At 61.9% G+C, this 13,978-nt stretch carries 10 protein-coding genes and 2 pseudogenes; 3 read left to right on the top strand and 9 right to left on the bottom strand.

Going from position 1 to position 13,978, the window contains the following annotated elements:
* Nucleotides 1–47 precede the first annotated feature (47 nt).
* Nucleotides 48–1,067, top strand: a complete 1,020-nt coding sequence (locus BUB76_RS11735; protein WP_073128982.1) for a ribose-phosphate pyrophosphokinase — start codon at nucleotides 48–50, stop codon at nucleotides 1,065–1,067.
* 225 nt (nucleotides 1,068–1,292) lie between these two features.
* Here BUB76_RS11735 and BUB76_RS17970 read toward each other — a convergent pair whose 3' ends face one another.
* Together BUB76_RS17970 and htpX are read right to left on the bottom strand one after the other, a co-directional pair.
* Entirely contained in the window at nucleotides 1,293–1,430 is a 138-nt protein-coding gene (locus tag BUB76_RS17970; protein WP_175481760.1) for a hypothetical protein, read from the bottom strand.
* Nucleotides 1,431–1,553: 123 nt separating this feature from the next.
* Complete coding sequence (htpX, locus tag BUB76_RS11730; RefSeq protein ID WP_073128981.1) at nucleotides 1,554–2,468, bottom strand: zinc metalloprotease HtpX; 915 nt, start codon at nucleotides 2,466–2,468, stop codon at nucleotides 1,554–1,556.
* A 264-nt stretch (nucleotides 2,469–2,732) separates the two neighbouring features.
* Here htpX and BUB76_RS11725 point away from each other — a divergent pair, with 264 nt between their 5' ends.
* Nucleotides 2,733–3,710 (top strand): ABC transporter substrate-binding protein, encoded by a 978-nt coding sequence (locus tag BUB76_RS11725; protein ID WP_073128980.1) that lies wholly within the window; start codon nucleotides 2,733–2,735, stop codon nucleotides 3,708–3,710.
* Between the two features lie 362 nt (nucleotides 3,711–4,072).
* Here the strand turns inward: BUB76_RS11725 and BUB76_RS17680 are convergent, their stop codons facing one another.
* Nucleotides 4,073–4,765, bottom strand: coding sequence for a HEPN domain-containing protein (locus BUB76_RS17680; protein ID WP_139250862.1), 693 nt, complete (start codon nucleotides 4,763–4,765; stop codon nucleotides 4,073–4,075).
* 406 nt (nucleotides 4,766–5,171) lie between these two features.
* Complete coding sequence (locus BUB76_RS11720) at nucleotides 5,172–6,350, bottom strand: CaiB/BaiF CoA transferase family protein (RefSeq protein ID WP_073128979.1); 1,179 nt, start codon at nucleotides 6,348–6,350, stop codon at nucleotides 5,172–5,174.
* Nucleotides 6,351–6,719: 369 nt separating this feature from the next.
* Between BUB76_RS11720 and BUB76_RS11715 the strand changes: the two genes are divergently transcribed.
* Nucleotides 6,720–7,874 carry a D-glucuronyl C5-epimerase family protein gene (locus BUB76_RS11715; RefSeq protein ID WP_073128978.1) on the top strand — a complete coding sequence of 385 codons (1,155 nt, stop codon included), beginning with the start codon at nucleotides 6,720–6,722 and terminating at the stop codon, nucleotides 7,872–7,874.
* Nucleotides 7,875–8,252: 378 nt separating this feature from the next.
* Here the strand turns inward: BUB76_RS11715 and BUB76_RS11710 are convergent, their stop codons facing one another.
* The 5 genes and pseudogenes from BUB76_RS11710 to BUB76_RS17675 all read right to left on the bottom strand — a co-directional run.
* Nucleotides 8,253–9,152, bottom strand: coding sequence for a tyrosine-type recombinase/integrase (locus BUB76_RS11710; protein WP_073128977.1), 900 nt, complete (start codon nucleotides 9,150–9,152; stop codon nucleotides 8,253–8,255).
* A gap of 1,377 nt (nucleotides 9,153–10,529) precedes the next feature.
* Nucleotides 10,530–10,823, bottom strand: a pseudogene (locus BUB76_RS11705) (hypothetical protein); the annotation flags it as partial.
* Nucleotides 10,824–11,861: 1,038 nt separating this feature from the next.
* Nucleotides 11,862–12,317, bottom strand: coding sequence for a hypothetical protein (locus BUB76_RS11700; RefSeq protein WP_073128976.1), 456 nt, complete (start codon nucleotides 12,315–12,317; stop codon nucleotides 11,862–11,864).
* Nucleotides 12,317–12,712: a hypothetical protein gene (locus BUB76_RS11695; RefSeq protein ID WP_139250861.1), complete on the bottom strand. Its 396-nt coding sequence runs from the start codon at nucleotides 12,710–12,712 to the stop codon at nucleotides 12,317–12,319. The genes BUB76_RS11700 and BUB76_RS11695 overlap by 1 nt, the downstream gene beginning before the upstream one ends.
* A 1,184-nt stretch (nucleotides 12,713–13,896) precedes the next feature.
* Nucleotides 13,897–13,978, bottom strand: a pseudogene (locus BUB76_RS17675) (IS5/IS1182 family transposase); the annotation flags it as partial.

The raw sequence follows: 13,978 nt of genomic DNA, 5'->3' as shown, positions 1-13,978 counted from the left end.
GGTGTCAACGCGGGCGAATCCGTCCCGATGCTGCCAAAGGTCCGCCCATGCCCACCCCGTCCGAACCCAAGCTCATTTCCGGTAACGCCAACCAGACGCTTGCAAAGGCCATCGCGCGGCGGATGTCGATGCACCGGGGCATGAATATCGGGCTTTGCGACGCGCGGGTCGAACGGTTCAACGACGCCGAGATCTTCGTCGAGGTCTACGAGAATGTCCGCGGCGAGGACATGTTCCTGATCCAGCCCACGTCGAACCCCGCGAATGACAACCTGATGGAACTGCTCATCATGTCGGACGCGCTGCGCCGGTCCTCGGCCGCGCGGATCACCGCCGTGATCCCCTATTTCGGCTACGCCCGCCAGGATCGCCGCACCAAGGCCCGCACGCCCATCACGGCCAAGCTGGTCGCGAACATGATCGTCGAGGCGGGGATCGAGCGGGTGCTGACCATGGATCTCCACGCGGCGCAGATCCAGGGCTTTTTCGATATCCCGGTCGATAACCTCTACGCCTCGCCTGTCTTCGCGCTGGACATCAAGGACGCCTTTCGCGGGCACCTGGACGACGTGATGGTAATCTCGCCCGATGTGGGTGGCGTCGCCCGCGCGCGCGAACTGGCCAAGCGCATCGGCGCGCCGCTGGCCATCGTCGACAAGCGGCGCGAACGCGCCGGCGAGGTGAGCGAGATGACGGTCATCGGCGACGTGACCGACCGCACCTGCATCATCGTCGACGACATCGTCGACACCGCCGGCACGCTCTGCAAGGCGGCCGAGACGCTGCTGAGCGCCGGCGCGAAAGAGGTTCACGCCTACATCACCCACGGCGTGCTGTCCGGACCGGCCGTCAGCCGGGTCACCGACTCGGTCATGAAGTCGCTGGTGATCTCGGACAGCATCGAGGCGACGGCGGCGGTGAAGGCCTGCGACAAGATCCGCATCGTGCCCATGGCGCCGATGTTCGCGCAGGCCATCCTGAACATCTGGCACGGCACGTCGGTCAGCAGCCTGTTCGACCCCGACACGCTGGGCCCGATCTACGAGGGGCTCTACGCCACCGAGTAGGCGGGCAGGACGACGGGGCCGCCGCTGCCCGGACTTGCTGAGGACGCGAGTCCGCGGTCGGAGGATACTGGCGTCATCAGCCCTTTGCCCGGGCAATCGTCGCGTCGCTTTGCGTATTCCTTCCGGGCCACCGCTGTCACGCGGTTGCGCGACGACCGGCCGGCCGCTGGGCACTGCCATCGTCGAATGCGGCGTGAGGGCGACGGGACGCCCCCACTCACAGGATCAGAGTGCGCCGATGAGCAGGCCGAGGGCCATGATCGCCACCATGAAGGCCATGAGTTTTGCGAGATACCAGGGGCTGGGCTCACTGGGGTTCAGATCGGACCAGACCTTGCGCATCGTGCCACGAATATCGCGCATGGGGTGTTCCTCCGGGGTTTGGTGGAGGGTCAACGGATCGCCCAAGGGCATGTTCCACATGCGCGGTCGGACCGCACCGCGCGCCGGGTGCGAAGCAGATGAGGTCCTTCCAAGGGAGCCGGACTACGACCAGGGCCCCTTGCGCTGCCCCCGCCCCGCCCGCGGGATGCGGCTGCCCGAGACCGGCTGCGCCCTCGGCGCCGTGCCGCCGCCCGCCAGTTCCCGCAGCGCGGCGACTCGATTCTCGGTGGCAGGGTGGGTGGCGAACAGGCTGTCGTGCTTGTGGGCGTGCAGCGGGTTGATGATGAACATATGCGCGGTGGCCGGGTTGCGTTCGGCCGCGTGGTTGTCGATGCGCGCGGCGCCCGACGCGATCTTCTCCAAGGCCGACGCAAGCCACATGGGCTGACCGCAGATCTCGGCCCCGGCCTTGTCGGCGGCATATTCACGTGTGCGGCTGATCGCCATCTGCACCAGCGCCGCGGCCAGCGGCGCGAGGATCATCATGGCGATCGTCCCCACCAGCCCGAGCCGTTCGCGCGAGCCGCCGAAGAACAGCGCGAAGTTCGCCAGCATGGAAATCGCACCGGCGAAGGTCGCGGTGACGGTCATGATCGCGGTGTCGTGGTTGCGGATATGGGCGAGCTCGTGGGCGATGACGCCCGCGACCTCTTCGCGCGACAGGCTGCGCACCAGCCCCGCGGTCACGGCGACGGCGGCATTCTCGGGGTTGCGGCCCGTGGCGAAGGCGTTCGGCTGGGCCGTGTCGATGTAATAGAGCTTGGGCATGGGCAGCCCGGCATTTCGCGCCAGTTCGGCCGTCATGTCGTGCAGGCCCATCCGGTCCCCGGGCGGGATCGGCTGGGCATTGTGCATTCGCAGGACCATCCGGTCCGAGTTCCACCAGCTGAACGCGTTCATCCCCGCTGCGACCACCAGCGCGATCAGCGCGCCGCCGGTCCCCCCGATCAGGTAGCCCACGCCCATGAACAGCGCGGTCATCGCCGCCATCAGGATCGCAGTCTTCGCATAACCCATGGGACACCCCGGAAGCAGTCGGTTGAAGGTAGCAAAAATATGGAGGCGCCCGGCGCCTTTGCAAGCGGCCGATCGGCGCGCGGCAGGCGCCCGCGGACCGTGGGACAGGCCGCCGCGTCACGCATTCTTCATTGCCCCGGCGTGTTGACGGCCGGGCGGCCCGCCACAATTCTCCCTTCAACCGCGCAGCCCACCGGGGGCCGCGCAGACGGCCAAGCACCGCCGCGAACGGCGGCCCACGGCCCCGTCAGGAGGAGCTCACCCATGAAGCGTCACATCACCATCGCCGGCATCGCCGCCACCACCGCCCTGACAATCGCCGGCACCGCCCGGGCGCAGGACAGCTGCGGCGAAGTCTCGATCACCGAGATGGACTGGGCCTCGGCCGCCATCGTCACCAATGTCTCGGTCTTCCTCATGGAACAGGGCTATGGCTGCGACGTCACCGTGGTGCCGTCCTCGACCACCGCGGCGCTGGTCTCGGTGGCCGAGACGGGCGAGCCCGACATCGTGACCGAGGTCTGGCCCAACGGGAACCCGTCCTACGACCGGCTGTCGGAAGAAGGCCGGATCGTCACGGTCGCCGACGTGCTGTCCGACGGCAGCCGCCAGGGCTGGTACGTCCCGACCGCGCTGGTCGAGGAACACCCCGAGCTCGCCACGCTCGAGGGCGTGCTGGCGAACCCGGACCTGGTCGGCAACCGGCTGCATTCCTGCCCCGACGGCTGGGCCTGTCGCTATTCGACCGAGGCGCTGGCCGAAGCCGTGGGCGCCAAGGAGGCCGGGATCGAGGTCTTCCAGCACGGCTCGGGCGAGACGCTGGCCACCTCCATGGCCGCGGCCGTCGAGAACGACGACCCCTGGCTCGGCTACTACTGGGAGCCGACGGCGATCATCGGCAAGTACGACATGACGCTGGTCGACCTGGGCGAATACGATTTCGACACGTTCGAGTGCAACCAGGACCCCGATTGCGAAACCAACGGCGTCACCGCCTACCCCAGCACGCCGGTCTATACCGTCGTCACCACCGATTTCGAGGACGAACACCCCGAGCTGACCGAGCTCATGTCCAACGTGTCCTTCACCAACGACCAGATAGGCGCCGTGCTGGCCTGGCAGGAGGACAACAGCGCCTCGCCCGAGGAAGCGGCGGTGTATTTCCTGCGGGAATACTCGGATGTCTGGCAGGCCTGGGTGAACGACGCCGCGCGCGAGCAGTTGTCGGCCCTGATCGAGTGAGGGACGATCCGTCCCCCGTAAGATAGGGCTGACCCGGACGCAGGGCGACGCCTTCGGTGGCGGTCGGGGGGGTGTTGTGCGGACCCTCCCGCCCTTCGCCGCACCTGCTCGGATTTCGCTGCACCCGCGAAGAGTGGGGGAAGAGAGGGCGGGAAGTAGACATTCTCCGCAAATGCCAAATCTCAGGGCGTGATCAGGTGAAGCTGACATTGAAAACGCGCTTTCCTCTACCCTGTCGCAAGGCAGATCCGAGCCCAAAGTTCTTATTGCTGCACTATGCCCGGACGTCTGCATTTCACAAAGGAACTGACTTTGGAGATGCGTAGACGAAGCCGAAACTACACCAAGCAACCTGCGCCGAATCAAGGCGTCAGTTTATTTTCATCGGCTAATTCAGGATCTATATTGTCGATCAGCATATTTGAAAGAACAATGTCCACCGCCAGCAAGAGGCCGTCTGCGTTCGTGACATCGTCTAGAATCTTAGCCGTGAGCCTGAAGCTTTTTCTGGGATTGTGGACTAATTCGTGACGCAGGGAAAACAGTCTCTTCAAGCCTTCTAAGTACTCCGGTTCAAAGGTCACGACAGTTTCTGGTCTGTCTTTCATACGGATTTTTAGGCCAATTGCTTCACCCCAAAGACCTTTACCCAGAAATTTGGAGAATACCTTGTCAATCTTTTCTGCGTTTTGGAATGACGCATCACTCGATATCAATTCAAGTGGGTGTATCTGTCTTTGATAGATATCGATCAGATCGTTGATGTCGTACTTTGTCGGATGAATATGCTTTAGCTTGGGGATGAAAAAATCTGGGTCGCACTGCTTGAAGATGGCATCCAACATGTCTCGGAAGTATACCTCTACATGAGTCACGAAAGTAATAACTGTTGATCGCTCCAATAGCTGTCGGTGACCTTCTTCTTTGCCACTATCGATCAAGTCTCGACCTGCTGCTAAGCATTGGTCGGCAGCCTCTCGTAGATTGAGATAAGGACGCGAGTGCCGAAGCGCTCTTATCTCTCGGTTTGTGACTACTTGATCAAAATCTGGCATTCAATCCTCCGGCCGATTTGAAATCTATGGTCTTCGTGATGGGTGCGAAAGACAAGTGGGTAGAACAATTGCGGGTCTCAATAAAATCGATCAAAAAGGCCCAGTTTTACAGAGCTTCGAGTAAACGCCTGCTTCGGCGGAGACCCAATCGTTGCCCGCCACATCAAGAACGGCCGCCTCGTCGGCGTTCATGCCCTCTGATCGCGTACGGACTTCGCGCTTGCAGCGAACGGCAGCTTTGCGGGCTGCGACCGGAGCATCCAACGATCACGCTCAAGGTCGGCTCTGGGCCGGTCACGGCAGGCGCAGCCATGCTGCAACTGCGAACTCACTCCAGACAGACCCAGTCAGTTTGGACTCGATGCAGCCCTTCATCGCGGACAACATCGTCGTATACCGGCGCCCCCTACCCCTTCCGGAACCGCCTCAGGATCTCGTCCGTATCCTCGCCGCAATAGGGCGGGGCGCGGTCGTAGCGCACGGGCGTGGCGCTGAATTTCAGGGGGTTGCCCAGCAGCCGGACCGCGCCCTTGGCGGTGCCGGGCTTGGTCATCTCGATCACCATCTCGCGGGCTTTGGCCTGCTCGGATGTCAGCGCCTGTCCCACCGTCTGCACCGCCGAGGCGGTGACCGACCGCGCTTCGAGCCCCGACACCACGTCCTCGACCGACCGCGACCGCATGGCCGGGATGAGGACGTCCATCAGGCTTTCGCGGTGTTCGGTGCGTGCGCGATTGGTGGCATAGCGCGGGTCGTCCGGCAGCTGCGGCAGGTCCAGGAAGTCGCAGAACCGCACGAACTGGCGGTCGTTGCCCACGGCGACCACCACGTGCCCGTCCGCCGCCTCGAACACCTGGTAGGGCACAATGGCGGGGTGTGCGTTGCCGTGGCGCTTGGGCTCGGTCTCGGTCTCAAGGTAGGTGGTGCCCACGTTGATCAGCCACGCCATCTGCGCGTCCAGCAGGCCGATATCGATGTGCTGCCCCTGCCCCGTCCGGTCCCGGTGGCGCAGGGCGGCCAGGATGCCCGAGCTGGCGTAAAGCCCGCAGATCACGTCGGCCACGGCGACGCCCACCTTCATGGGTTCGCACTCGGGTTCGCCGGTCAGGGACATGATGCCGCCATAGGCCTGCGCCATCAGGTCGTATCCGGGGCGCGCGGCGTTCGGCCCCGTCTGCCCGTAGCCCGAGATCGAGCAATAGACGAGCCGCGGGTTCAGCGTCAGCATCGCGTCGGCGTCCAGCCCGTATTTCGCCAGGTTCCCCGGCTTGAAGTTCTCGACCAGGATGTCCGCCTCGGCCGCCATGGCGCAGATCGCGCGCTGGCCTTCTTCCGACGCGAGGTCCACCGCGACCGAGTACTTGTTGCGGTTGGCCGACAGGAAATAGCCCGACAGGTCGGTCTCGCGGCCCGCGGGGTCCTTCACCGATACCGGCCCCCAGTGGCGGGTGTCGTCGCCCCCGGTCGCCGGGTTCTCGATCTTCCACACCTCGGCGCCCATGTCGCCCAGAAGCTGCGTGCAGGTGGGCCCGGCCAGCACCCGGCTGAGATCCAGAACCTTCACCCCGTCCAGCGCACCCGCCATGCCGTGACTCCTCCCTTGCATCGCGCCTTGGCTACAGCGTCGCGCCCTCCTGCGCCAGCCGCTCCGACAGGTCCTGCACGACGGGCGCTTCCGCGGGGCCGGCCCGGCTGGGACCGGTCTCGGGCCGCTCATTCCCCCGCAACGGATCTGCCGGGCGGCGCTTCGCAGGGCGGTCGAGCAGGCTTGCATCGGTCGCGAACCGGCGAAACGCCGGTCCAGCGGGTCACGACACCTCCCGCGAAACCGCTTGAACAGCCGTCCTGTTCAAGCAACCCTATGGGCCGGTCGTGGCCCCGCGGGGAATGTCTGCGAAGCCCCGGTCGCCCCCGGCCCGGGCGGTCAGCGGCCGGCGACAGAACTTGGAAATGAATGCCCCTCGAGAAACCACTCCGCGACGACCTGAAGCGCGCCATCGTTGCGCTGCACGTCTTCACCGTCACCCGTCTCAACAAGACCATGGCGAGCCTGCGCCGGGTGCGCGGGCCGGTGCGCTATACGCCCCTGCGGCCCGAAGATGCGCGGGACGTGCGTCTGTTCGACGACTTCCCGGCCGTGGTCTCGTGCGATTACGCACTGGCCCCCAGAACCGTCGGCGGCCACCATCCCGCCATCGACGTGCCGGACGGATGGACCCCGGACCCCGAAGCCCCGCTCGACGCCGCATTGCCGTATCCCTGGGACGCGGAATACCTCGACCGTCAGCCGTTCCAGCCGGTCAAGCTCTGGCGCAACGCCATCGCCCTGAACCGCTACATCGCGACCGCGCCCGACCCCGCGCAAGCGGCAAAAGCCCGGACGCTCGCGGCCCAGCTCGTTGCCCGCATGCGGGACTACACGGTCTGGCAGGATGGCGAGGCGTTCCTGGAAAACAGGTTCACGGATCCGCACCAATCCATCGTGCCCCCGGCCCCCTGGGTCAGCGCCATCGCGAACGCCTTCGCGCTCATGGCATGCCGGCAGCTGGACCACGTCCTTGACCTGGAAGACGACATCGAGGGCTACGGCAAAGCGTTTCTCAGGCCCCACCAGATGGGGGCGACTCCCCCTGATCGCTGGATCACGGTGCGTGACAAGCGGGGATACCTCTGGTTCGACGAGTACCCCCTGCCTCGGGGCAAAACCACGCGGGTCAAGAACGGCCATATCTTCGCGGTTCTCGCGCTCCACGAATTGTCCCTTCACGACCCTCGATACAGGCCCCTCGTGCAGGCCGGGGCCACCACCATCGACGCCTACGCCCTGTGCTTTCGACGCAAGAAACTGCGCAGTCGGTATTGCCTGCGCTATTGGAGGAAGCCCGATTACCTGGCCCACCGCGCCATGCGCCAGCTCTATCAGCTCTACGAGCTGACCGGAGACGCCGCGTTCCTGGATTACGGCGACCAGTTCCTCGCCGACTTCTCGGTCGGCATGACGGATGAGCTGAAGGCCGTGGTTGCCGCCAGCCGCGAGACCGCCACGACCCGAAGAAAGACCCATGAAACCGTCGCCGCAGACAGGACGAGCACACGCGCCGCAAGGTGATCGGCGTCTCCGGCCCGTGCTGCATCGGTGACCGTCCGGTTGGGCCATTGCAAGCGATGCGGCCCTACTGTGCACGCCTCGGTCGTGCCTCCACGCAGCCCCACGAGGCCCCCTTATCGGGCGCCGGCACCCTGTCCGCGCGGTCAAAGTCGCGTCCTGTCACCTCGAAAATCCTTTGTTATCAAAGCCCCCACGCCGGCGCGAGAAAGTTCAAAAAACTGGTTGTGTTTCCAATCGCTTACGGGCTAGACCCATCAGCGGAGACGTGGCCGAGTGGTCGAAGGCGCTCCCCTGCTAAGCGAGCATACTTTACCGACAAGTCGCTGATTTTCAGCGGCTTTTTTGTTTGCCTAATCTCCGATTCCCAAATCTTGCCCATCATGGCCGGAAGTCCCAACCGTGGGCAAGGAGCCGGTCGCCCAGATCATCCGGGGCCTCCTTGCGATAGTGCATCGCCATCTGCGGATCCGACCATCCGCCCCGGTCGATCAAGAGAGCGAGATCGCCGACTTGCGCGCTGAACCATGTCGCCCATGTGTGGCGCAATGTGTAGAAAACGACTTCCTCGGACGCGCGCAGCCCGGCCGCAGCGCACAGCTTGTGGAACTGTTCGATGAGATGAGTGCCATGTTTTCCATCGGTGAGTATCGGGCGACCGGTCGGCGTCAGGAAAACGAGACCATCGTCAGGCAGCGGGTGCATGAGTTCGAGGGACCGATCGGGCACACGGACCAAGCGCCGGCGATACTCGGTCTTGCCAGCTCCTTTCTGAACGCCTCGAACGAGGACCTGCTGCGTCGACCAGTTGCAATCCCCGGCCCGTATGACGTGCGTCTCGCCCGGCGCGGCTCCGGTGCCGAGCTCGAAGGCGATCAGTTTCAGAAGACGCCGTTCCGGGTCCCGCAGGCCGGCCGTCTCGGGCTCTTGGGCCACCCGGATCAGACTCTCGGCCTCCTCCAGGGTGAGCGTACGTTCGCGCCGCGAGGGTTCCCATTGTCGCGGCCTCTGGCCGAGAGCAAAGTTGATCACCGCGTTCGCCGGCACCAGCACCTGCCGCTGCGCCGTCCTGTCAGTGGTCCATGTCGACCGTTTCAAATCGACCATGGCCTGGTCCAACATGAACGACGTGATCTCGTCGACCCCACTAAACGGCCCAAAATAGTCCGTGAGTTCCTCCACCTCCTTCTCATGCTTTCCGAAGCGCTCGACATAGAGCCGCCCCGCGTCTTGGAAACTGGGATAAGGCGAAAGCTCCCGCGCCCACGCTGCTTCGTGCACGCCCTTGGCGACCTCGATGGCTATTTCAGCCGCCTCGAAATCGCGGACCCCCGTAGAACGACGATACCTCTGCCCTTCGACATAGAAGTCGTAGCAATATGACCGGCCATTTCAGAACGGATGCCAACAGGCTGTTTCTTTGAGTTTTCCCATTTCAGTAATTCCATTAACGCTTCAATGTGCTGCCGATAGAAACGGACATTCCCGCGGTGAACTGTCTCGATATCGCGAGAGCGGCGATACGCTTTCCTGAGATTGAAGAGCGTTCTGACCTTTATCCCGAGTACTTGTGCGGCCTCTTCCCGCGTCAGAGGTGCTTCCTTCCATTCCGCCCCGCCAGAATTGCGGCAACTACCGCAATGTGGACAGTGTTCAATCTCAGAGTTCGCAGTCATGGTCTCAGTCGTTCTCTCACGGTGCTCCCACATGCAGAAGATGCAGGTCGTTGTTTTCCTTGAACCAGGAAGGGCCGAGGCGTCCCTGGCTGTAAAGGGGGCGAAGCAGAGAGGCGGGAATTTCACTGCGTCTGGACGGACAGAAGGACGCGACAGCGGGCCTCCGCAGGAAGGCCGGAAAAAATCGTAACGCTCACGGATATATGGTCGGAAATTTCCGCCCAAGGAGGACTCCAGGACCCAATTTGCGCTCGTCCGAGAGGCTGAAACGACCGCCAAGGGCGCTCAGGGTGTCGGGTTATCGCGGGAGACAACAGATTTTCTGTGGTGCAGAAGTCGTCTTTTCCGGGGATGACCTATCGACGGGGCCGTTTTTTCCGAGCTTTCAAATAAGAATTTCTCCAGACGTGCGGGTAGCATCTCCCGGACAGAGAAATGGCACTCTGCGCCGTTCCAGAGTTGCTGGTCGGTTCGAATTCCAGTCATCATGGCAGAGGCTTGCAGCGCGATGCGTCAATTTTCGGACAGGTTGGTTGTCAAGTTTTTTCCGAGCGCCTCAGGTGGCCGACTGGCCCCTTTAGGTTTTTCTGGTCACAATGTTGCCGGGCCAGCAGGCAGAGGCAAACGGCACGTAAGGCGGCAACGCACCTTGCTGTGAAGGCAACACCCGACGCCAGGCTGCGCGATTACCGTCCCCGGAAATTTTTCGCGTCATAGCAAGGAAAAAACTAAGAGATCTTCTTTGACAACCACCGGTTTGCAACCCTTAGAACTGCCAGTTTTGAATAGCCACGTGTACTATCTGAACATCGGACCAGCACCAAAATTTTTTCCGTTTCAAGCATGGTCCGCAATATCGGCGACCTGTAACAAATCGTGATCTCGCGGGACTGCCTATCTCATTCTTGACAGCGGACTGATATCCGCGAACCCGAGGTCCATACCGAATCGGGCGCATCCCGCAGCAGTCGAACCCGGGTCTTCAGTTGACCGTTTCGACGGCTTTCGCGTGTTTCAAGATGATGTCCTGCACCTCGCCCGGCTTGAACGCGACATCCCAAGCCCAGCGTCCGAAACCGCCTGCTGCGTTGATCGCCTTTACCCATTCTCTCAACGCGTCCCGCTTCGCCTTGTTCTGAGGGCTGTCTGTGTCCTTGATCTCGAGCGCGAGGATCGTGCCACCAGAAAGTCGGACCAGGAAGTCCGGGACGTATCGCCGCCGGGAGCCCGCCCACATGTAGTAGATCTGGAAACCGAGGTGATCGTTCTTGACGTATGGCTGGGACTTTCGCCCCGAGGATAGTGAGCCGGTTCGTTTCGGTGAGCTCATATCGGTTCGGTTTCGTTCAGACGAGCCAAACTGATCTTCTCTGCAGGCCTGACGCCCGGCTTGGGCTCATACTTCTTCAAAGACAGTCGCCATGGATGCTGTCGTCATCAATGGGAAAAAAGGAGGCACAATTGGCTTCATCGAGAAAGACACTGCTCAAAGCTCCGATTTCAATATCTATCTCCACCGAGGAAGCATTGGATTGCCTGCACGGGTACCTCGACTGTGAGCTAACTGGATTGGAGGATCTTCTCGATATCACGGACTGCGAAGATGCGATTGACGACATATGCACATTAAGCAAAATCAATTTGGATCACTTTTGCGAACCTCTCGATACAAGGCGAAAGCTTGAGCTCGCAAAGCCGTGTCTAACGCGACTTCACGAGAGGGTGCGTCATATCCCGAGGGACGATCCGGACGCCCGCACTGCATCCACAGTACTCGACAAGTGGTTAAATAGCGCAGAGGAGCTGTTGCAGGAAATAATCGATATTATTTACCACTCTCTCAACGCACGAAATGCAGCGCCAATCGGAAAAAGCAAGATTTTGAGCCGATGACCGGCCCTCCAGAGCCTTACGCGAGTAGCCGCGCAACCGATGAAAATCAAGCTGCGACAAGACCCCGCCCAGTTTCGGTCCACAGCCGACCCTCGAGGCGGAGATTTTCGCTGCGGCGCGGCTTAACCGAACCGGCTATTCGTCCATTGCGCAGAATTTTCACGGGCCCGATGACCGGAGTGCGGTCCTTTCTGGCGTTCGCCGAGAGTGCTCTGATGACGCCGCAACTACTCGGACCGTAAGGAGGAAGGGCAGAGCCGACGTTCGCTACGCCAGAGGTAAATGGCCGGTTCGACGACGGGATCCCGCATGTGGCGAGCGAAGGCGCGCCGCTGCAGCTCTCTCGGAGCAGTTCGCCGTAGCTTGCTCTTGCGGCATCGATCGAGCAAGCGGAAGATGACGGGAGGCAGTGCACTATGGCTCACTGTGATAGGCTTCGCTCACCGCCGGTGAAGCCAGCCAGACAGGCATCCAAAATCGTAAGTGAATGCTGCAAGAGCGCCGCACTTCTCTGCGGCTCGAAGAACCGGCCGTTGAACTTGCCGCCATGGAACAGGTTGTTTCTCACGCGGCGCACGTAGATCAGCACCCTGTCAGATTGAAGATCGGTCTGTGGCGCTGACACGCTCCATCCCAGAACGCCGCCTTCCACGACCTGCTTTTTCGGTGGATGTTCGAGCATATAGGCGATCGCTGCCGCAACACTCTCGTTCGTCGGCTCTTCGAAAATCCCGGCAACGGACTCGGCAAAACTGCGCCAGTTGGCTTCCGCCGCGCCCTCACCTCTGTGGAACTCGGCAGCCTTCAGGGCATACTCGAAGCGCGCGAAGGTCTTGAACAGCTCTGCCGCGAGTGCGTCCGGGTCGTTACCGGGCATCAGATATATCGCCTGTAATCAGAGCTCACAAACTGTCCTTCACCGATATATTTGAGGACCTCGCCGACCTTGCGTGCAGCCCTGATCGGGATCGGGTCCTCGGGCTCGAGCAGGTCGAAGCATCCTTCATTGCCCCACTCATCTTCACCGACCTCATCGAGGAAAAGGATCGCGCGCAGCTGGAGAAGCAGGCGCCGGAGACGGCGGGTGATCGACCCGGGCTGTTCCAGACCGTCACGGATCGCGTTGAGGAGCCGCGCGCCGTGCCGGTCTGCGAGCAGAACGGCTGCATTGCCGAGCGCCTCGTCGTGATGAGAGAAAAACTCCCTCAGTGCCAGCTCGCCTGCCGACATCGAGCGGGCTTCCTTGCCAGTGGTTACTCTCGAATGAAACATGGAGACCTCCTTGTGATTGTTTCGTCCGGGCTTCGTCCCGGGTCAGGAAGGAGGGGAGGTCCTTTGCGCTGTCCGTCGCTGTGTCTCGCGCCGCGGCCGGAGGGCGCCAAATCAGCGAGCGGTCAGATGTTGGATGGTCACTGCTGCGGGACACCTCGCTTGTTTCGTCTGTCACAAGCGAGATTGGCCGGATGCCCCGGAGGCGAAGTATTTTTCCGGGTAGTAATGAAAAAATCTGCTTCTTTCCCGCGGCGTCTTCGCGGGCGCGCGCAGCAATCGGAACATCTAAATCCGGGTGTAAAATGCCGTCCCGATTAACACGGGGATGACACCTACGTGCACGAAGTGTTCAAGGACAACACCTTAGCCTCAGGACTCATAGCCAGTAGATGACGATAGCGGCGAGAGCGATGGCTGAGAGGAAGACTTTTGGGCATGTCACCGCTCAGTTTTTTTGGCGGTGAATCACGCACTTCCGCTCAGATCAATGGGTCCTGAGCCTAGGCACGATGGTGTCGAAAGGCATTGTCTGTTATGGACCAGCGGCCCCGTGTTGCAAGGTGAACCCAAATTTCCAACTCCTGCGCCAAGGAATCCGGAATTGCGACTTTCTCGGCGCGTTCTGGCCGAACGAAGCCGATGGACTGTGCTGGCAGGATACGCTGGATACGACGATCCCCGAGCACTCGGGACTGGTCGATTAGGTCGAGCGCCTCTACGACAGCGTCCTTTGCCGCTTTCGTGGGAGCCGATCGGTAAAGGCAAGAAGCGACGTCCGGGTCAATATCGATTACCCGGACATCCAGCTTTCTGGCAGTATCCGCACAACTTTGGATGCAGATGAGCTGCTTCGGATGAAGCTCGAACGGTGAGGGAGAGCCCTTCTCTGCGATTTCCCACAGCACAGCCAGAAGCGTGGCCCAATCGTCGTGCCGCGCCCTGCGCTCCTTCTGAGCCGCGATGATGCCGGTCGCGCCATTGATCGCCGCCGAGACGTTGCGCTTCCAGCGCTTGGCCGCGCAGAAGGTCTTGCCCCAGGAGCGATCGTAGTCCCTGTTTGGAAACCTGCTCTGAAACTGCTTCGCGCAAGCTGGAATTCGGTCAGGCGTCCGACCGATCAGCCTTGCCGCTTTTCGGACGGCTTGTGCATAGGTTCGCCGAGTAACCCTGTTTAGGCTCAGGACTCATAGCCAGTAGATGACGATAGCGGCGAGAGCGATGGCTGAGAGGAAGACTTTTGGGCACCGGTCGTATCGCGTTGCAACG

The organism is Palleronia salina, from assembly GCF_900141995.1.
Taxonomy (GTDB): Bacteria; Pseudomonadota; Alphaproteobacteria; order Rhodobacterales; family Rhodobacteraceae; genus Palleronia; species Palleronia salina.
The sequence above is the reverse complement of the archived record's forward strand: the minus strand, read 5'-3'. Positions and strand labels throughout refer to the sequence as shown.